We start from the raw sequence: 20,926 nt of genomic DNA, 5'->3' as shown, positions 1-20,926 counted from the left end.
CTCGACTACGGCACCAAGGCCGGCGACGCCTACCCGATCGTCCTCGTCACCTACGAGATGGCGGCGGCGTTTCCAGGCCCCGGGCCGACTGCCCCCTCGTCAGAGTTCGTCGAGGGGCTCGTCGAGGACGCCCTGGCGGGCGATGATGTAGCCGAGGTGGCCGCGGCTGCGGCTGCCGAGGAGTTCGCTGGCCTTCTGGATGTGGCTGGAGACGGTGCGGGTGCTCATGCCGAGGCGGGAGGCGATGGCCTCGTCGGTGTAGCCGTTGACCATCAGGCGCAGGACGTTCTGCCGGGTGCGGGCGGTCAGCAGCCGGGGGCGGTGGTGGCCCTGCTGGTAGGTGACGGGTTCGGCGCGCTCCCACATCAGCTCGAAGATCTTGAGCAGGTACTCGACGAGCGGCGGGAGTTCGATGAGCATGGCCGCGGCCTCGCGGTCGGCGCCGGCCGGGATGAAGGCGGTGGTGCGGTCGCAGATGATCACCCGGTCGAAGACCTCGTTCAGGGTCCGCACCTGGGCGCCCTGGGCGGTGACCTGCTCGATGTAGGCCAGCGTCGGGCCGTGCGAGCGCACGGTGTGCTGGTAGAGGGTGCGCTGGCGCACGCCCCGGCCGGCCAGGGCGAGGTCGCGCGGGAGCGCGTCGGCGAGCAGCTCGGGCCTGCGGCCGCCGCCCGGCTGGGCGGTGAGCAGTTCCTCGGAGCAGGCGGCGACGGCCTTCTCCAGCGCGGGGTTGATCTCCTCGCCCGCCAGCAGCCGGATCGGCAGCTTGGCCCGCCGCATGACGTCGCGGTAGGCGTGCTCGGCGGCGTGGAAGGAGGTGTGCAGCGCGGCGAGCCGTTCCTGGTGCTCCAGTACGGCGAGTTCGAGCGGCCGCGCCAACCCGGTGACGGCGATGTCGGGCGGGACGGGGGCCAGCCGGTCACCGGAACCGGGCAGCGGGCGCAGCAGCCCCATGGCGAGCAGGCATTCGGGGGCTTCGCCGGTCGCCTCCCCCTCGGCCAGCGCCGTGCGGTAGAACTCGATGCCCCGGTCGCAGAGCTGGGGTGTTCCCCTTTCCGCGCAGTTGTCCTGGCTTGGGCACATCTGGGCATCCTTCCGGCTTCGGCATTGCGGTTTCACGAATGCCCGTACCGGCTACCGCCAGGCATCAGAACCGGCAAGATGGAGGTGACTGCCGTTCGGACGCCGCCCCCCGGGCTCCGACAGCCGTGAGTGTACGCCCAATGGGCGCGGAAATCATCGGCTGACAGTAGTCGGGTGAGCACGCAGGAGGGGGAGCCGACGGTGGCGGTCACGATCACGGCCGCGCCCGGCAGCGGTGACCCGGGGGATTGCCGGCGCATCGCACCTGGCGTCCCCGTGGGGCGCCCGGAGCGGGCGGTCGGCGCGTGGAACGGCCTACAGACGGAAGGCACCCCCAGTTGCGAGCTGATTCCGACCCAGCGACACCGCCCGCCGCCCTCGCCGGCCTGGTGGACCAGCGCCTGGTACGACAGTTCGCGGAGGCCGCCGCCGCGCAGGTCGGCTCCGGCGCGGTCCGGCTGCTGGGCGACGGCGGGATCCTCCAGGCCTTCGCCAAGCAGCTGATCGAGGGTGCTCTGGAGCTCGAACTCCAGGAGCACCTGCGCGGCTCCGGCTCGGACTCCGGCTCCGGGTCCGGGTCCGGTCCCGGCACCAACGGCCGCAACGGCGCCCGGGCCAGACGGCTGCTCACCGAGATCGGCCCGGTCGAGGTGCGGGTGCCCCGGGACCGCGAGGGCAGCTTCACCCCCAAGGCCGTCCTCCCCCGGGCCCGGCGGCTGCCCGGGCTCGACCGGCTGGTGATCTCGTTGACCGCGCGGGGCCTCAGTTCGGGCGAGCTGGTGGCGCACCTGGCCGAGGTGTACGGGGTGGAGTTGAGCAGGGAGACCGTCTCGGCCATCACCGACCAGGTGCTCGACGAGCTCGCCGAGCGGCGCGGTCGGCGGCTCGACCCGGTCTACCCGGTGGTCTTCGTCGACTCGGTGCGCAGCGGCCGCTCGGGCGGGCCGCTGGTGCACCTGGCGCTCGGGGTCTCCGTCGAGGGCCGGCGCGAGGTGCTGGGCCTGTGGCCGGCCGCGGACGGGGAGCAGTGGCCGCAGGTGCTGGCCGGGCTCGCCGAGCGCGGGGTGCGCGAGGTCTGGGTGCTGGTCGGCGGCACCGGTGCGGCGCTGGCCGAGGCGGCCGCCGAGCAGTGGCCGAGCACCGTGGTGCACGGCTCGGTGGCCCACCTGCTGCACGCGGCGCTGCGGCACGCGCCCGGCGAGGACTGGGCGGCGCTGTCGCGGGCGCTGCGCGGGACCTGTACGGCGGCGACCGAGGCGGCCGCGCTGGAGCGGCTGGCCGAGGCCGAGCGGGAGTGGGGGCCGAGCCACCGCGAGGTGTTCCGGGTGTGGCGCTCGGGCTGGCCGCTGCTGGCGCCCGGTTTCCGCTTCGGCCCGCAGGCGCGGCGGCTGCTGACGGGCGGGGGCGCGCTGGAGCGGCTGCACGCCCGGCTGCGCCGGATCGAGCAGTCCGCGGGCCGGGTGCAGGACGAACGGGCCGCGCTCAAGCGCGCCTACCTGGCGACGCTCGCCCTGGAGTCGCCGGCCGGGGCGGGGCGGCCGGGGGTCGAGGACTGGCCCGCCGTCCGGGGGGAGCTGCGCCGGGGCTCGCTGCGGCGCGCCGGAGTGCCCGTCTCCGCACGGCGCCCACCACTGATCTGACAGAGCCAGGCGGGGGTTGGATCATGTCTGTCTGTTTTTGACACGATCTGCCCGGGCTTCCGGTTCCCGCATTGCGTGTTCACGATCACAAAGAGAGCTTCCAAGCACGTTTGGGCCTTCGGCAGGATGCGTTTCAGAGCGAAGAGGGCAGACCGCCCTCCTCAGGAAGAGGAATTCGCGATGCCAAGCCTTGCCGTTCGCGTCCACAAGATGCCCGGGATGCGCACCGTTCGACCGGCCGCCGTGGTGGGCCTGCGACTCCACGACCGGCCGCGCCTGTCCGTGGTTTCCCTCACCGCCCACAACTCCCTCTGCGGGGACTCCGGCTGGGGTCCGTGAGCCTCGGCTCCGTCGACCACCCGATCCTCACCTTCTCGCACTGCTCCGAACAGACCTGATCAGAGAGGAACCGACGATGGCGAACCCGTTCGAGGACCCCGAGGCCAGCTACCTCGTCCTGGTCAACGACGAGGGCCAGCAATCGCTCTGGCCGGCCTTCAGCCCGGTGCCCGCCGGCTGGCAGCAGGTGTTCGGTGCCGCCGGACGGCAGGACTGCCTCGACTACGTCGAGCAGAACTGGCAGGACCTGCGGCCGAAGAGCCTGATCGCGCAGCTGTCCGAGCACTGACCTCGGCCACCGCCCACCGACCGTCGGAGGGCTGAACACCCGGCTTCCGTACGGGGATCCCCGCCGAGCGGCCGCTCACCCGGCCACACCGCCTCGGCGCCGACCGCGGAGAAGACCGCGGAGAAGAAACGCGGAGCAGCCCGCCGCTCACCCGGCGGAGCACCGCGCCCGAGCCGCCGCTCACCCGGCCGCTCCCCGGCCCTCCCCCGGCCGCCGGCAGCACCCGCGGCACGGACCGCACCGCACCGCACCACTGCGGCACGCACCGCACCGCCGCGAGCCTTGGCACCACCGCGAGCCGTCTCATCCTCGCGAGCCACCGCAGCACCCCACCACCGCCGTACGGCCCCGGCATGCCGTCGGCGCGGTCCCGTGTCCGACATCTACGCGCGTGCATCGAACAGCGCCGGCGCGCCGGCACCCTCCGCACCGCCACAACGCGCCGCACCGCCACAACGCGCCGCACCGCCACACCGCGCCGCACGGCCGCACCACCGCACCGCGCCACACCACCGCACGCGCCACACCGCCACAACGCGCCGCACGGCCGTCACCCGAAGCACACCCCCAGCACCGCAAGACGACCGCAACATCGCTCCGCCGACCGCCGGGCCGACCGCCCCGAGGTCAACCCAGCTCGCCGCTCCCGCCACCGCGGGGGCCAGCCGCACGAGGGAGAGAGTCACATGTCCGGGGTCCAGCAGACGCACAGATCCGAGCAGCGGCCGGAATCGGCCGAGGTCCTGTGCCGCGCCCGTCCCGACGCCCGTCCGACCCTCACCGAGCTGGTCGACGCCCAGGTCGCCCGCACCCCCGACGCCCCCGCGCTGTACGCCGAGGGCACCACCCTCACGTACGCCGAGCTGGACGCCCTCGCCAACCGGCTGGCCCGGGTGCTGGCCGCCCGCGGCCTGGGCGCCGAGGACGTCGTCGCGCTGGCCCTGCCGAAGTCCCCCGAGGCGATCGCCGCGATCCTCGCCGTCGCCAAGACCGGCGCCGCCTGGCTGCCCGCCGACCCGGCCTACCCGGCCGAGCGGCTGCGCCACATGCTGACCGACTCCCGCGCCGCCCTGGTGCTCACCACCGCCGAGGCCGCCGGGCAGCTGCCCGGGACCGGCGCCCCGCTCCTGCTGCTCGACTCCCCCGAGCACCGGGCCGAACTCGACGCCCAGCCGGACACCCCGTTCACCGCCGCCGAGCGGGTGCGGCCGCTGAGCGCGCTGAACACCGCGTACGTCATCTACACCTCCGGCTCCACCGGCGTGCCCAAGGGTGTGGCCGTCACCCACACCGGGCTGCCCAGCATGATCGGCACCCAGGTCGCCGCCACCGGGGTCGGCCCCGGCAGCCGGGTGCTCCAGGCCTCCTCGCTCAGCTTCGACGTCTCCGTCTCCGACCTGTCCGTGGCGCTCACCACCGGCGCCGCGCTCGTCCTGCCGCGCGAGCAGAGCCAGTTGGTCGGCGAGCCGCTGGCCGCCCTGATCGACCGGTTCGGCGTCACCCACGCCGACATCGCCACCGCGATGATCTCCACCCTGCCCGACCTGCCGATGCCCTCGCTGCGCACCCTGATCGGCGGCGGCGAGGCCGTCTCCCGCGAGCTGGCCGCCCGCTGCGGCCGCGGCCGGCTGATGCTCAACAGCTACGGGCCGACCGAGGCCACCGTCATCGTCTCCATGAGCGAGCCGCTCACCGGCGAGGAGCAGCCGCCGATCGGCCGGCCCTGCCAGGACGTGCGCGTCCACGTGCTGGACGAGCGGCTGCGCCGGGTCGAGCCGGGCACCGTGGGCGAGCTGTACCTGGCCGGCCCGCACCTGGCCCGCGGCTACCTCAACCGCCCCGGTCTGACCGCCGAGCGCTTCGTGGCCGACCCGTACGGCGAGCCCGGGAGCCGGATGTACCGCACCGGCGACCTCGGCAGCTACCGCCCGGACGGCCAGCTGGACTTCCTCGGCCGGGCCGACGACCAGGTGAAGATCCGCGGCTTCCGGGTGGAGCTCGGCGAGATCGAGCAGACCCTCTCCGCCCACCCCGAGGTGCGCCAGGCGGTGGTGCTGGTCCGCGAGGACCGCCCCGGCGAGCGCCGCCTGGTCGGCTACACCGCCGGCGCCGCCGACCCGGCCGAGCTGCGGGCGTACTGCGCCGAGCGGCTGCCCGACCACATGGTGCCCACCGTCGTGGTGCTCGACCGGCTGCCGCTGACGCCCAACGGCAAGGTGGACAAGCGCGCCCTGCCCGCGCCGGTGTTCGGCGCCGGCGAGGAGGACGGCCGCGCCCCCGTCGGGGAGCTGGAGCACACCCTGGTCCGGCTGTTCGGCGAGGTGCTGGGCCTGCCCCGGGTGGGCGTCACGGAGTCCTTCTTCGAGCTCGGCGGGGACTCCATCGTCGCCATCCAGCTGGTCTCCCGGGCGCGGCACGCGGGCCTCCAGCTCACCCCGCGCGACGTGTTCCTCGCCCCGACCGTCGAGGCGCTGGCGCTGATCGCCCGTCCGCTGGAGGGCCCGGTCGTCGTCGAACCCGCCGGGGCCGGCCTCGGCGAGGTGCCGCCGACGCCCATCGTGCACTGGCTGGCCGCGCAGCACGGCGCGGTCGAGAGCTTCTACCAGTCGACCCTGCTCACCCTGCCCGCCGGCACCACCCGGGAGCACCTGGCCGCCGCCGTCCAGGCCCTGCTCGACCACCACGACCTGTTCCGCGCCCGCACCTCCCCGCTCGCCGAGCGCCCCTGGACGCTGCACGTGCCGGAGCCCGGCACCGTCGCCGCGGCCGACGTGCTGAGCCTGGTCGAGGGCCCGGCCACCGCCGGGGCGCTGCGCGCCGCGACCGAGGCCGCCCGCGAGCGGCTGTCGCCCGAGGACGGCCGGATGGTGCGGGCCGTGCGCTTCGACGCCGGCCCGGAGCTGCCCTCGCAGCTGCTGCTGGTGATCCACCACCTGGTGGTGGACGGCGTCACCTGGCGCATCGTCGAGGAGGACCTGCTGGGCGCGCTCGACGCGCTCCGCGAGGGCCGGGCCGTCGAGCTCGCGCCGGTGCCCACCTCCTTCCGCCGCTGGGCCCAGCGCCTCACCGCCGAGGCCAACACCGACCGCCGTGCCGCTGAACTCCCGCTCTGGGAGGCCGCGTTGGCCACCCCGGACCCGCTGCTCGGCGACCGCCCGCTGGACCCGGCGCGGGACACCTACGCCACCGAGGGCCTGCTGCGGCTGGTGCTGCCCGCCGAGACCACCCAGGCGCTGCTCACCAAGGTCACCGCCGCCTACCACGCCCAGGTCAACGACGTGCTGCTGACGGCGCTGGCGCTGGCCCTCGGCCACTGGCGCGGCCGGGAGACCACCGGGCCCGACGGCGCGGTGCTGGTCACCGTGGAGGGACACGGCCGCGAGGAGATCGTGGAGGGCGTCGACCTCCACCGCACCGCCGGCTGGTTCACCTCCGTCTACCCCGTCCGGCTCGCCCCCGGGGCTCTGGAGTGGTCCGAGGTCATCGCGGCCGGCCCCGCGCTCGGCCGGGCCCTCGGCCGGGTGAAGGAGCAGCTGCGGGCCGTCCCGGACAACGGCATCGGCTTCGGCCTGCTGCGCCACCTCAACCCGGAGACCGCCGCCGTCCTCGCCGACCGCGCCGACCCGCAGATCGAGTTCAACTACCTGGGCCGCTTCGCGCCCGAGGGCGTCACCGCCGAGGACGTGCTGGCCGGCACCGAGGCGATGTCCGAGGGCGCCGCGACGGGCCTCGCGCTCGGCCGGGTGCTCGGCCTGGACGCCACCACCGTGGACACCCCGCAGGGCCCGCTGCTGGTCGCCCAGTGGTCGTACGCCTCCGGGCTGCTCTCCGAGGAGCGGGTGCGCGCCTTCGCCGAGGCCTGGTTCGCCGCGCTGGGCGCGCTCGCCGAGCACGCCGAGCGGCCGGACGCGGGCGGGCACACCCCCTCCGACTTCCCGCTGGTCGAGCTGACCCAGGACGAGGTGGACGCGCTCGCCGCCCACCACGCCCCGGCCCGCCTGGTGGACGTCTGGCCCACCTCGCCGCTCCAGCAGGGCATGGCCTTCCACTCGGCGTACGACGCCGAGGGCGCGGACGTCTACACCTCGGTGGTGACCTTCGACCTGACCGGCCCGGTGGACGCCGACCGGCTGCGCGCCGCCGCCGAGGCGCTGCTGGTCCGCCAGCCGAACCTCAGGGCCGCGTTCCACCAGCGGCACGACGGCCCGCCGGTGCAGGTCGTCCCGGACGGCGTCGAACTGCCCTTCACCGTCCTCGACCTGAGCGGGCACGCCGACCCGGGGGCGGAGGCCGCCCGGATCGCCGCCGCCGAGTACGGCCGCCGCTTCGACCTGGACCGCCCGCCGCTGCTGCGCTACACCCTGCTCAGGCTCGCCCCCGGGCGCCACCAGCTGATCGCCTCCGCGCACCACATCCTGCTGGACGGCTGGTCCACCCCGCTGTTCGCCGAGGAGCTGTGGGGCCTGTACTTCGAGCAGCCGATGGCCCCGGCCGCCCCGTACCGCGAGTACCTGCGCTGGATCACCCGGCGCGACGGCGTGGCCGCCCGCGCCGCCTGGGCCCAGGCGCTGGCCGGCGCCGACGAGCCCACCCTGCTCGCGCCCGGCCGCTCGGCCGCCACCCCGCAGCTGCCGCTGCGCCTGCGCACCGGGCTCACCCCGGAGCGCACCGAGGCCCTCGCCCGTACCGCCCGCCGCTACGGCGTCACCCTCAACACCCTGGTCCAGGCGGCCTGGGGCGTGCTGCTGGCCCGGCTCACCGGCCGCGAGGACGTGCTGTTCGGCACCACCGTCTCCGGCCGCCCGCACGACCTGCCGGGCGTGGAGCGGATGATGGGCCTGCTCATCAACACCGTGCCGGTGCGGGTGCGGCTGGACCAGGCGGAGAGCTGGGGCCAGCTGCTGCTGCGCCTGCAGCACGAGCAGTCCGCACTACTGGACCACCAGCACCTCAGCCTCACCGAGATCCAGCAACTCGCCGGAATGGGAAGCCTGTTCGACACCGTCACGGTGTACGGCAACTACCCGGACCCGTCCGCCCTGGACGGCGCCGACCCGAGCGGCGCGACCGGCGTCACCCTCGTCGAGGACGTCGACAGCGCCCACTACCCGCTGGTGCTGGCCCTCACCCCCGGCGACGGCCTCCAGCTGCGCCTGGACCACCAGCCGGACGCCTTCACCGCCGACGAGGCCCGGGCCCTGCTGGACCGCTTCCTCGCCCTGCTCGACCGGATCGTCGCCGACCCGGCCGAACTCGTCGGCACCGTCGAGGTGTTGACGGCGGCCGAGCGCGCCGAGCTGGTCACCGGGTGGAGCGGCACCGACACCCCGCTGCCGGAGGGCTCGCTGCCCGAGCTGTTCGAGGCGCGGGCCGCCGCCGCCCCGGACGCGATCGCGCTCACCGCCGACGACGCCGAGCTGACCTACGCCCAGCTCAACGCCCGGGCCAACGGCCTGGCGCTGCGGCTGGTCGAGGCCGGGGTCGTCCGGGAGACGCCGGTCGCGCTGATGATCGACCGCTCGGCCGCCCAGGTGGTGGCGATCCTGGCGGTGCTCAAGGCCGGCGGCCTCTACGTGCCGCTGGACGACGCCCAGCCGACGGACCGGCTGCGGACCGTCCTCGCGGACGCCGGGGCCGAGCTGGTGCTGGCCGACGACGCGCACCGCGAGCACCCCGCGCTGGCCGGCCTGACGGTGCTCGACCCGCACGCCGAGGAGCACCCGGAGAACCTCGGACTGCCGCAGCGCGCCGACCAGTTGGTGTACGTGATGCACACCTCGGGCTCGACCGGCGTACCCAAGGGCATCGCCGTCACCCACCGCGGCGTGGTGGACCTCGCCCTCGGCGGGCAGTTCACCGGCGGCGGCCACGAGCGGCTGCCGGTGCACGCGCCCTCCGCCTTCGACGCCTCCACCTACGAGATCTGGACCCCGCTGCTCTCCGGCGGCCAGCTGGTGATCGCCCCGGCCGGCCGGCTCGGCATCGCCGAACTGGCGGCGGTGATCGGCCACGAGCGGACCACCTCCGCCTGGATCAGCGTCGGCCTGTTCAACGTGCTGGCCGCCGAGGCCCCGGAGACCTTCGCCGGGCTGCACGAGGTGTGGACGGGCGGGGACATCGCCTCGCCGGTCGCCATGCGGCGGGTCCTGGACAGCTGCCCCGGACTGCGGCTGGTCAACGTCTACGGGCCCACCGAGACGACCACCTTCGCGACGCACTTCCCGATGACCTCGGCCGCCGAGGTACCCGCCGTCGTGCCGATCGGCCGGCCGCTGCCCAACAACCGGCTGTACGTGCTGGACGCCGGGCTGCGCCCGGTGCCGGTCGGGGTGGCCGGCGAGCTGTACATCGGCGGCAACGGCCTGGCCCGCGGCTACGTCCGTCGCCCCGGCCTGACCTCCGAGCGCTTCGTGGCCTGCCCGTTCGGCGAGCCCGGCGGCCGGATGTACCGCACCGGCGACGTGGTCCGCTGGACCCCTTCGGGTGACTTGGAGTTCGTCGGTCGAGCGGACGACCAGGTCAAGCTGCGCGGCTTCCGGATCGAACTCGGCGAGGTCGAGGCGGCGTTCACCGCCCACCCGGCGGTCGGCCAGGTCTGCGTGGCGGTCCGCCAGGACCAGCCGGGCGACAAGCGCCTGGTCGCGTACGTCACCGGCGAGGTGCGGGCCGAGGAGCTGCGCGACTTCGTCACCGACCGGCTGCCCGGCTACATGCTGCCGGCCGCGATCGTCGTCCTCGACGAGCTGCCGGTGAACCCCAACGGCAAGGTGGACCGCAAGGCCCTGCCCGCGCCCGACTACAACGGCGCCGACGGCGGACGCGAGCCGCGCAACGCCACCGAGCGGGCCCTGTGCGAGCTGTTCGCCGAGGTCCTCGGGCTCACCCGGATCAGCATCGACGACAACTTCTTCGAGCGCGGCGGGCACTCGCTGCTCGCCACCAAGCTGGTCAGCCGCGTCCGCGCCGGGCTCGGCGCCGAGCTGCCGATCCGCGCGCTCTTCGACAATCCGACGGTGGCCCTGCTGGCCGCCGCGCTGCCCGACTCCGCCGCAGCCCGCCCGGCCCTGCGGCCGGCCGGGCGGCCGGAGCGCGTGCCGCTCTCCTCCGCCCAGCAACGCCTGTGGTTCATCGAGCAGTTCGAGGGTCCGAGCGCGCTCTACAACACCCCGGTCGCGGTCCGGCTCACCGGTGCCGTCGACGCCGCCGCCCTGGAGCGGGCCGTCCGGGACGTGGTGGAGCGGCACGAGGTGATGCGCACCGTCTTCCCGACCGTCGACGGACAGCCGTACCAACTGGTCACCGGTGCGGACGACTTGGCCCTGCACCGGGTGCGGGTCGCCGACGAGGCCGAGCTGCGGACCGCGCTGGTCACCGCCGGCGAGGAGGTCTTCGACCTCGCCCGCGACCTGCCGGTGCGCGCCACCCTGCTGTCGCTGCCGCACGACGAGCACGTCCTGCTCGTGCTGATGCACCACATCGCCAGCGACGGCTGGTCGGTCGAGCCGCTCTTCCGCGACCTCGCCGAGGCCTACCGGGCCCGCTGCGCCGGCGCCGAGCCGCAGTGGCGGCCGCTGCCCGTGCAGTACGCCGACTACACCCTCTGGCAGCGCGAACTGCTCGGCACCGACGAGCGGCCCAGCGCCCTGCTGAACGCCCAACTCGCCTACTGGCAGCAGGCCCTGGCCGACGCACCGGAGGAGCTGGCGCTGCCCTACGACCGGCCGCGCCCGGCCGTGCCGGGGCACCGGGGCGGCCTGGTCGAGGTCGCCGTCGACGCCGAACTGCACGAAAAGCTCGGCGAGTTGGCGGCGGCGCAGAACGCCAGCCTGTTCATGGCGCTGCAGGCCGCGGTGGCCACCCTCTACACCCGCCTCGGCGCCGGCACCGACCTCCCGCTCGGCACCCCCGTCGCCGGCCGCACCGACGAAGCGCTCGACGACCTGGTCGGCTTCTTCGTCAACACCCTGCTGCTGCGCACCGACACCTCCGGCGACCCGAGCTTCCGGGAGCTGCTCGACCGGGTCCGCCGCACCGACCTGGACGCCTACGACCACCAGGACATCCCCTTCGAGCGCCTGGTCGAGCACCTCAACCCGACCCGCACCCCCGCCCGCCACCCGCTCTTCCAGACCCTGGTGGCCCTGGAGAGCCGGGTCCCGGTGCCGGCCGCCTTCGGCGACCTGGGCTGCGCGGAGCACCCCTTCGAGCTGGACGTGGCCAAGTTCGACCTGTCCTTCCGCTTCACCGAGCAGGGCCCCCAGGCGGGCCTGACGGTGGCGGTCGAGTACGCCGTCGACCTCTTCGACCACGCCACCGTCGCCGCCCTCGGCGAGCGGCTGCTGCGGGTGCTGCGCGCCGCCGTCGCCACCCCGGACGCGCCGATCGGCGGCATCGAGATCCTCGACCCGGCCGAGCGCGAGCGGCTGCTCACCGGCTGGAACGACACCGCGGCGCCCGTCCCGGACGCGACCCTGCCGGAGCTGTTCGAGGCCCAGGCCGCCGCCACCCCCGACGCGCCGGCCGTGGTCACCGCGGACGCCACCCTCAGCTACGCCGAACTGGACTCCCGCGCCGAGCACCTGGCGACCCACCTGGCCGCCGCCGGGGTCGGCGCCGAGACGCCGGTGGTGCTGCTGATGGACCGCTCCGCCGACCTGCTGACGGCGATCCTCGCGGTGGCCAAGGCGGGCGGCGTGTACGTCCCGCTGGACGACCGGCACCCGGCCCAGCGGCTGCGGCGGATCACCGCCGAGACGGCTGCGGCGCTCGTCCTGGTCGACCCGGCGCACCGGGACCACCCGCTGGCCGCCGACGCCCCCTGCCCCGTCCTGCCGCTCACCGAGGGCTGGTTCGACGGTCCGCGCGAGCGGCTCGCCCACCGGGCCGCGCCCCACCCGGAGCAGCTCGCGTACGTGATGTTCACCTCCGGCTCCACCGGGGAGCCCAAGGGCATCGCGATCACCCACCGGGACGTGGTGCAGCTCGCCACCGACCCGTGCTGGCGGCACGACGAGGGCCTGCGGGTGCTGTTCCACGCGCCGCACGCCTTCGACGCCTCGACCTACGAGATCTGGGTGCCGCTGCTGTCCGGCGGCCGGGTGGTCGTCGCGCCGCAGGGCGACCTGGACGCGGCCGCCATCCGCGACCTGGTCCGGGTCCACGCGCTCACCCACGTGCACGTCACCGCCGGCCTGTTCCGGGTCATCGCGGAGGAGGACCCGGCCATCTTCGCCGGTGTGCGCGAGGTGCTGACCGGCGGCGACGTGGTCTCCGCCCCGGCCGTGCGCCGGGTGTTGGAGGCCGTCCCCGGCATCGCGGTGCGGGCGCTCTACGGACCGACCGAGACCACCCTGTGCGCCACCCAGTACCCGATGCCGGACGCCACGGCGGTACCGGGCACGGTGCCGATCGGGCGCCCGCTGGCCAACACCCGGCTGTACGTGCTGGACGCCGGGCTGCGCCCGGTGCCGGCCGGGGTGGCGGGCGAGCTGTACATCGCCGGGGCCGGCCTGGCCCGCGGCTACGTCGGCCGCCCGGCGCTCAGCGCCGAACGCTTCGTCGCCTGCCCGTTCGACGAGGCGGGCGGCCGGATGTACCGCACCGGTGACCTCGCCCGCTGGACGGCATGGGGGTCCCCCGGGCCGGAGAGTGGGGGAGGCGTCCTGGAGTTCCTCGGCCGGGCCGACGACCAGGTGAAGATCCGCGGCTTCCGGATCGAACTCGGCGAGGTCGAGGCCGCGTTCACCGCCCACGAGAACGTCGGCCAGGCGCTCGCGGTGGTCCGCGAGGACCAGCCGGGCGACAAGCGCCTGGTGGTGTACGCCACCGGCAAGGCCACCGACGGCGAGCTGCGCGCCTTCGTCGCGGACCGCCTCGCCGGCTACATGCTCCCGGCCGCCGTCGTCGTCCTGGACAGCCTGCCGGTCACCGCCAACGGCAAGGTCGACCGCCGGGCCCTGCCCGCGCCCGAGTACGCCGGGGCGGCCGAGGGCCGCGCCCCGCGCACCGAGCGCGAGCGGGAACTCTGCGCCCTGTTCGCCGAGGTGCTGGGCGTGCCGACGGTCAGCATCGACGACCGCTTCTTCGACCTCGGCGGCCACTCCCTGCTCGCCACCCGGCTGGTCAGCCGCATCCGCGCCACCCTCGGCGCGGAGCTGCCGATCCGCACGCTGTTCGACGCGCCCACGGTCGCCGCCCTCGCCGCCGTCCTGCCCGGCGGCGAGCAGGCGCCCGCACCGAAGAAGGCCCGCCCGGCCCTGCGGCCGATGCGCCGCCCGCAGGCCTGACCGGCGGCGGGACGCGGGCCGCCCACCGGCGGCGGCCCGCCCCGCCCCTCGACCGCCGCGCCCCACCGGGCGGAGCGGCCCCACCAGCCACAGCAGCCGTACGTCGCCAGTCGGAGGCAGACCTTGATCCCGTTGTCGTTCGCCCAGCAGCGGCTCTGGTTCATCGAACAGTTCGAGGGCCCGAGCTCCCTCTACAACACTCCGTTCGCCCTCCGGCTGACCGGTGAGCTCGACGCCGCCGCCCTCGAGGGCGCGCTCGGGGACGTGGTGGACCGGCACGAGGTGCTGCGCACCGTCTTCCCCACCACCGACGGCCAGCCCCACCAGCACATCCTCGCCGAGGGGCGCCCGCCGCTGCACCGGGTGCCGGTGGCCGGCGAGGCCGAGCTGCACGAGCTGATGCGCGAGGCCGCCGGGCAGGTCTTCGACCTCGCCTCGGACCTCCCGGTCCGGGCCTGGCTGTACACCCTGCCCGCGCCGGACGAGCACGTCCTGCTGCTGCTCACCCACCACATCGCCAGCGACGGCTGGTCGGTGGCCCCGCTCTTCCGCGACCTCGCCGAGGCCTACCGGGCCCGCCTCGCCGGCACCGAGCCGCAGTGGGAGCCGCTGCCGGTGCAGTACGCCGACTACACCCTCTGGCAGCGCGAGCTGCTCGGCGAGGAGGACGACCCGGAGAGCGTCGTCTCCCTGCAACTCGCCTACTGGCAGCAGGAGTTGTCCGGCCTGCCGGAGGAGCTGGCACTCCCCTACGACCGGCCGCGCCCGGCCCTGCCGAGCCGCCGCGGCGGCGCCGCCGACTTCGAGCTGGACGCCGAACTGCACACCGCCCTCACCGAGTTGGCCTCCGGACGGCACGCCAGCCTGTTCATGGCGCTGCAGGCCGCGGTGGCCGCCCTCTACACCCGCCTCGGCGCCGGCACCGACCTCCCGCTCGGCACCCCCGTCGCCGGCCGCACCGACGAAGCGCTCGACGACCTGGTCGGCTTCTTCGTCAACACCCTGCTGCTGCGCACCGACACCTCCGGCGACCCCAGCTTCCACGAGCTGCTCGACCGGGTCCGCCGGGCCAACCTGGACGCCTACGACCACCAGGACATCCCCTTCGAGCGCCTGGTCGAGCACCTCAACCCGACCCGCACCCCCGCCCGCCACCCGCTCTTCCAGACCGTCGTCACGCTGAACGCGGAACGGGCCGGCGACCTCGCCTTCGGCGCCGCCGTGGGCACCCCCGTCGAGGTCGGCGAGGCGCAGGCCCAGTTCGACCTCAACTTCAACTTCGTCGAGCGGCTCGCGCCCGACGGCACCTGCCTGGGCGTGCGCGCCGCCGTCGACTACGCCGCCGACCTCTTCGACCACTCCACCGCCGTCTCCCTCGCCGAGCGGCTGGTACGCGTGCTGCGCGCCGCCGTCGCCGCCCCCGAGGCGCCGATCGGCACCGTCGAGATCCTCGACCCGGCCGAGCGCGAGCGGCTCCTCACCGGCTGGAACGGGCCGGCCGCGCCCGTCGACGAGCAGAGCCTGCCCAGGCTGTTCGAGGCCCAGGCCGCCGCCACCCCCGAGGCCCTCGCCCTGGTCTCCGACACCGAGCGGCTCGACTACGCCGAGCTGAACGACCGCGCCAACCGGCTCGCCGCCCTGCTGCTGGAGCGCGGGCTGAGCACCGAACAGCCGGTCGCGGTCCTGATGGAGCGCTCCGCCGGGCTGCTCACCGCCGTCCTCGCGATCGCCAAGGCGGGCGGCACGTACGTCCCGCTGGACGACCGCTACCCGCTGGACCGGCTCCAGCACATCCTCGCCGACACCCGCACCGGCCTGCTGCTCGTCGACCCGGCCCACCGGGGCCACCCGGTGCTCGCCACCGGCGGCTTCGCCACCGTCGAGGTCACCGGGGAGCTGCTCGACGAGGCCCCCGCGGCGGACAACCCGGCCGTGCCGGTGCTGCCCGGCCAGCTGGTCTACGTGATGTACACCTCCGGCTCGACCGGGGTGCCCAAGGGCGTCGCCGTCACCCACCGCAACGTGGTCGACCTGCTCGGCAACCCGCACTTCCGGGCCGGCCACCACGAGCGGGTGCTGCTGCACTCGCCCACCGCCTTCGACGCCTCCACCACCGAGATCTGGGCGCCGCTGGTCACCGGCGGGGCGATCGTCCTCGCCGAGCCCGGCGAGCTGGACATCCGCCGCCTCGCCGAGACCGTCACCACCCACCGGGTGACCCTGGTCCAGGCCCCGTCCGGCCTGCTGCGGCTGATGGCCGACGAGAACCCGGCCGCCTTCCGCGACGTACGCCAGGTGTGGACCGGCGGCGACGTCGTCCCGCCGGAGTCCGTCCGCCGGATCCACCGGGCCTGCCCTGACACCGACGTGCTCGCGGTGTACGCGCCCACCGAGACCACCGCCATCAAGACCGTCTTCACCATGCGCCCGGCCGAGCCCGTCCCCGCCGTGGTGCCGATCGGCAGCCCGCTGAACAACACCCGGCCGTACGTGCTGGACACCGCGCTGCGGCCGGTGCCGGCCGGTGTGGCCGGGGAGCTGTACATCGCCGGCGAGGGCCTGGCCCGCGGCTACGTCGGCCGTCCCGCGCTGACCTCCGAGCGCTTCGTGGCCTGCCCGTTCGGCGAGCCGGGCAGCCGGATGTACCGCACCGGCGACCTGGTCCGCTGGACCGCCGACGGCGTGCTGGAGTTCCTCGGCCGGGCCGACGACCAGGTGAAGATCCGCGGCTTCCGGATCGAACTCGGCGAGGTCGAGGGCGCGTTCACCGCCCTCCCGGCCGTCGGCCAGGCCTTCGCCGTGGTCCGCGAGGACCGGCCCGGCGACAAGCGCCTGGTGGTCTACGCCACCGGCGGGGCCACCCCCGCCGAGCTGCGCGCCGCCGTCGCCGACAGCCTGCCCAGCTACATGCTCCCGGCCGCCGTGGTCGTCCTCGACGCCCTCCCGGTGACCGCCAACGGCAAGGTCGACCGGCGCGCCCTGCCCGCCCCCGACTACACCGGGGCTGCCGAGGGCCGCGCCCCGCGCACCGACACCGAGCGCGCGCTGTGCGAACTCTTCACCGACGTCCTCGGGTTGGACCGGATCGGGATCGACGACAGCTTCTTCGACCTGGGCGGCCACTCGCTGCTCGCCACCAAGCTGGTCAGCCGCATCCGCACCGCGCTCGGCACCGAACTGCCCGTCCGGGCACTGTTCGACGCCCCCAGCGTGGCCGCGCTGGCCGCCGCCCTGCCCACCCCGGGCACCGAGGAGCCGGCCGCCCGTCCGGCCCTCGGGCCCGCCGCGCGGCCCGAGCGCGTCCCGCTCTCCCCCGCGCAGCAACGCCTGTGGTTCATCGACCAGTTCGAGGGCCCGAGCACGCTCTACAACACCCCGTGCGCCCTCCGGCTGACCGGCCCGGTCGACGCCGCCGCCCTCCACGCGGCCCTGGCGGACGTGCTCGACCGCCACGAGGTGCTGCGCACCGTCTACCCGACCACCGACGGACAGCCGCACCAGCTGATCCTGGAACGCCCCGAACTCCCGCTGCGCACCGCGGCGGTGGCCGACGAGGAGGAGCTCCACCGGGCCCTCGCCGAGGCCGGCGCGGAGGTCTTCGACCTCGCCCGCGACCTGCCGGTGCGCACCACCCTGTTCTCGCTGCCCGGCGAGGAGCACGTCCTGCTGGTGCTGATGCACCACATCGCCACCGACGGCTGGTCCGTGGTCCCGCTGCTGCGCGACCTCGCCGAGGCCTACCGGGCCCGCCTCGCCGGCACCGCGCCGCAGTGGCGGCCGCTGCCCGTGCAGTACGCCGACTACACCCTCTGGCAGCACGAGCTGCTCGGCACCGACGAGCGGCCCAGCGACCTGCTGAACGCCCAACTCGCGTACTGGCAGCAGACCCTGGCCGACCTGCCGGAGGAACTCACGCTCCCCTTCGACCGCCGGCGCCCCGCCGCCCCGAGCCGCCGCGGCGCCGCCGTGGAGCTCCGGATGGACGCCGGACTCCACGCCGCCCTGGTCGAGTTGGCGCAGCAGAGCCGGGCCAGCGTGTTCATGGTGATGCAGGCCGCGCTGGCCACCACGCTGGGCCGGATCGGCGCGGGCGCCGACCTGCCGATCGGCACCGTGGTGGCCGGCCGCACCGACGAGGCGCTGGAGGACCTGGTCGGCTTCTTCGTCAACACCCTGGTGCTGCGCACCGACCTGAGCGGCGACCCGAGCTTCCGCGAGCTGGTGGAGCGCGTCCGGGTCGCCACCCTGGACGCCTTCGAGCACCAGGACGTGCCCTTCGAGCGGCTGGTCGAGCTGCTCAACCCGGTGCGCTCGACCGCCCGCCACCCGCTCTGCCAGGTGATGCTCACCTCCGGCGGCGAGGCCGGGGAGATCAGCCTCGGCGGCCTGCCCGGCCGGGTCGAGCAACTGGACTCGGACCTCGCCAAGTTCGACCTGACCTTCGCCTTCAGCGAGAGCTTCGACGCGGATGGCGGGCCGGCCGGGCTGGGCCTGACGCTGGAGTACGCCGTCGACCTGTTCGACCGGGCCACCGCCGAGGCGACGGCCGCCCGCCTCGAGCGCGCCCTGCGCGCCGTGCTGGCCGACCCGGACCAGCCCGTGGGCCGGGTCGAGGTGCTGGCGCCCGAGGAGCGCGAGCAGCTGCTCACCGGCTGGAACGACACCCGGGAGGACCTCCCGCTCGGCACCTTCCCGGCGCTGTTCGAGGCGCGGGCCGCCGCCCGGCCGGAGGCCGTCGCGCTGTCCTTCGGCACCGAGCGGGTCACCTACGGCGAGCTGAACGAGCGCGCCAACCGCCTCGCCCGGCTGCTGACCGAGCACGGCGCGGGCCCCGAGCGGTTCGTCGCGATCGCCCTGGAGCGCTCGGTCGAACTGATCGTCGCCCAGCTCGCGGTGCTCAAGGCCGGCGCCGTCTTCCAGCCGCTGGACCCGCGCTACCCGGCCGACCGGATCGCCTACATGCTGGACGACGCCTCGCCCGCGCTCGTCCTCACCAGCAAGGCGCTGGCCGACGGCGTGCTCGGCGACAGCACCGTCCCCCGGCTGCTGCTGGAGGACCTGGACGCCTGCGGCCACCCGTCGCACGACCTCACCGGCACCGGGATCACCCCGCACTCCGCCGCGTACGTCATCTACACCTCGGGCTCCACCGGCCGCCCCAAGGGCGTGGTGGTCACCCACAGCGGCCTCGCCGCCATGGTGGAGAGCCAGCGGCGTAACCTGGCCGTCACTTCGGACAGCCGGGTGCTGCTGTTCGCCTCGCCGTCCTTCGACGCGGCCGTCTGGGAGCTGGGCATGGCCCTGCTCACCGGCGCCCGGGCCGTCCTCGGCGACGCCGACCAGCTGCTGCCCGGCCCCTCGCTGACGGCGCTGATCGCCGAACAGGGCGTCACCCACCTGACCCTGCCGCCGACCGCGCTGGCCGTGCTCGCCCCGGACGCGCTGCCCCCGGGCACCACCCTGGTGGTCGCCGGCGAGGCCTGCCCGCCCGACCTGGTCGAGCACTGGTCGGCCCGGCTGCGGATGGTCAACGCCTACGGCCCGACCGAGTCCACCGTCTGCGCCAGCATGAGCAGCCCGCTCAGCGGCCGGATCGCCCCGCCGATGGGCCGGCCCGTGCTGGACACCCGGCTCTACGTCCTGGACGCGGCGCTGCAGCCCGTCCCGGCCGGGGTCGAGGGCGAGCTGTACATCGCCGGCGCGGGCCTGGCCCGCGGCTACCTCAACCGGCCGGGCCAGAGCGCCGAGCGCTTCGTCGCCGACCCGTACGGCGCCCCCGGCAGCCGGATGTACCGCTCGGGCGACCTGGTCCGCCGCCAGGCCGACGGCACCCTGGAGTACCTGGGCCGCACCGACCACCAGGTCAAGATCCGCGGCTTCCGGATCGAGCCCGGTGAGATCGAGGCCGTGCTCGCCCGGCACCCCTCGGTGGCCCAGGCGTTCGTGCTGGTCCGGGAGGACCGCCCGGGCGACCGCCGGCTGGTCGGCTACGCCGTCGCCCACCCCGGGCAGAGCGTCGACCAGGCCGCGCTGCGGGCCCACGTCGGCGCGTCCCTGCCCGACTACATGGTGCCCTCGGCGGTCGTCGCCCTGGACGCCCTGCCGCTGACCGCCAACGGCAAGGTCGACCGCAAGGCCCTCCCGGCCCCCGACACCACCTGGCTCGGCTCCGGGCGGGCGCCCGCGACGCCGCGGGAGGAACTGCTCTGCGGCCTGTTCGCCGACCTGCTCGGGCTGGAGAAGGTCGGCGTCGACGACAACTTCTTCGAGCTGGGCGGGCACTCGCTGCTGGCCAGCCGGCTGGTCGCGGACCTGCGCGAACTGGTCGGCGAGGACGAGGAGATCGGCGTCCGCGCGGTGTTCGAGGCGCCGACCGTCGCCCGGCTGGCCGAGCGGCTCACCCTGGGCCCGGCCGCCGAGAGCTTCCCCGTCCTGCTGCCGATCCGCACCCGCGGCTCGCGCCCGCCGCTGTTCTGCGTCCACCCGGCCGCCGGCATCAGCTGGGTCTACACCGGCCTGCTGCGCCACCTCGACGCCGAGCAGCCGATCTACGGCCTCCAGGCCCCCGGCCTGGCCGACCCGAGCGCCCACCCGGCCACCGTCGAGGAACTGGCCCGCACCTACCTCGCGCAGATCCGCGCCGTCCGCGCCGAGGGCCCGTACGCCCTGCTCGGCTGGTCCTTCGGCGGGGCCGTCGCCCACGCGATCGCCGCGCTGCTGCGCGAACAGGGCGAGGAGGTCCGGCTGCTGGCCCTGCTGGACGCCTACCCGGGCACCGGCGAGCCGGGGCCCGAGCAGTGGCGGGACGACCCGGCGCAGCTCGAACTGATCCTCGACTCGCTCGGCCACCCGGTCGGGGAGGTCACCGCCTGGCCCGCGGACGAGGACGGCTACGCCGCGCTCGTCCGGGGCGGCGAGGGCCCGCTCGCCGGCCTCAGCGGCGCCGGGGTGGCCCGGGTGGTCTCGGTCTTCCAGGCCAACGCCGAGCTGTCCCACGCGCTCCCGCTGCCCGGTTACGACGGCGACGCGGTGTTCTTCACCGCCGCCAAGGACCGGCCCACCGACGCCCCCGACCCGGAGAGCTGGCGCCCGTACCTGGGCGGTCGGCTCGACGTCCACGAGGTGCCGAGCACCCACGGCGCGATGACGAGCTCCGAAGCGCTCGCCGTCATCGGCCCGGTGCTCGCCGCCCACCTGACTCCCTGACCAGTCCGCCCCACCGACTCAGCACCCCTACCGACCGCAGGCAACCGACCTGCGCACACCACGCGGACCGCACCCGGCCCGCC

General features: G+C 75.2%; 4 protein-coding genes and 1 pseudogene. 4 read left to right on the top strand and 1 reads right to left on the bottom strand.

What is annotated here, in order from left to right; translation table 11 throughout:
* Positions 1 to 99 precede the first annotated feature (99 nt).
* Positions 100 to 1,083 carry a helix-turn-helix transcriptional regulator gene (locus tag ACZ5OX_RS18170; protein ID WP_465630951.1) on the bottom strand — a complete coding sequence of 328 codons (984 nt, stop codon included), beginning with the start codon at positions 1,081 to 1,083 and terminating at the stop codon, positions 100 to 102.
* Positions 1,084 to 1,421: 338 nt separating this feature from the next.
* On the opposite strand from ACZ5OX_RS18170, the gene ACZ5OX_RS18165 reads away from it, so the two are divergent.
* From ACZ5OX_RS18165 to ACZ5OX_RS18150, 4 genes and pseudogenes are all read left to right on the top strand, one after another.
* Complete coding sequence (locus ACZ5OX_RS18165) at positions 1,422 to 2,723, top strand: IS256 family transposase (RefSeq protein ID WP_465630949.1); 1,302 nt, start codon at positions 1,422 to 1,424, stop codon at positions 2,721 to 2,723.
* 415 nt (positions 2,724 to 3,138) lie between these two features.
* The gene (locus ACZ5OX_RS18160; protein WP_465630947.1) at positions 3,139 to 3,351 is read left to right on the top strand and encodes an MbtH family protein; all 213 of its coding nucleotides are present in this window, start codon (positions 3,139 to 3,141) and stop codon (positions 3,349 to 3,351) included.
* Positions 3,352 to 4,037: 686 nt separating this feature from the next.
* The gene (locus ACZ5OX_RS18155; RefSeq protein ID WP_465630946.1) at positions 4,038 to 13,637 is read left to right on the top strand and encodes an amino acid adenylation domain-containing protein; all 9,600 of its coding nucleotides are present in this window, start codon (positions 4,038 to 4,040) and stop codon (positions 13,635 to 13,637) included.
* Between the two features lie 123 nt (positions 13,638 to 13,760).
* Positions 13,761 to 20,843: pseudogene (locus ACZ5OX_RS18150) on the top strand (amino acid adenylation domain-containing protein); the annotation flags it as partial.
* Positions 20,844 to 20,926: the final 83 nt, after the last annotated feature.

The sequence above is a fragment of the Kitasatospora sp. NPDC032121 genome (genome assembly GCF_055580145.1).
Note: the sequence above shows the minus strand (reverse complement) of the source record. Positions and strands in the feature narration are given on the sequence as shown.

What these genes read in the sequence shown, in the direction of transcription:
- ACZ5OX_RS18160 (WP_465630947.1), top strand. Translation starts at nt 3,139, where the DNA reads ATGGCGAACCCGTTCGAGGACCCCGAGGCCAGCTACCTCGTCCTGGTC.
- ACZ5OX_RS18170 (WP_465630951.1), bottom strand. Translation starts at nt 1,083, where the DNA reads ATGTGCCCAAGCCAGGACAACTGCGCGGAAAGGGGAACACCCCAGCTC.
- ACZ5OX_RS18155 (WP_465630946.1), top strand. Translation starts at nt 4,038, where the DNA reads ATGTCCGGGGTCCAGCAGACGCACAGATCCGAGCAGCGGCCGGAATCG.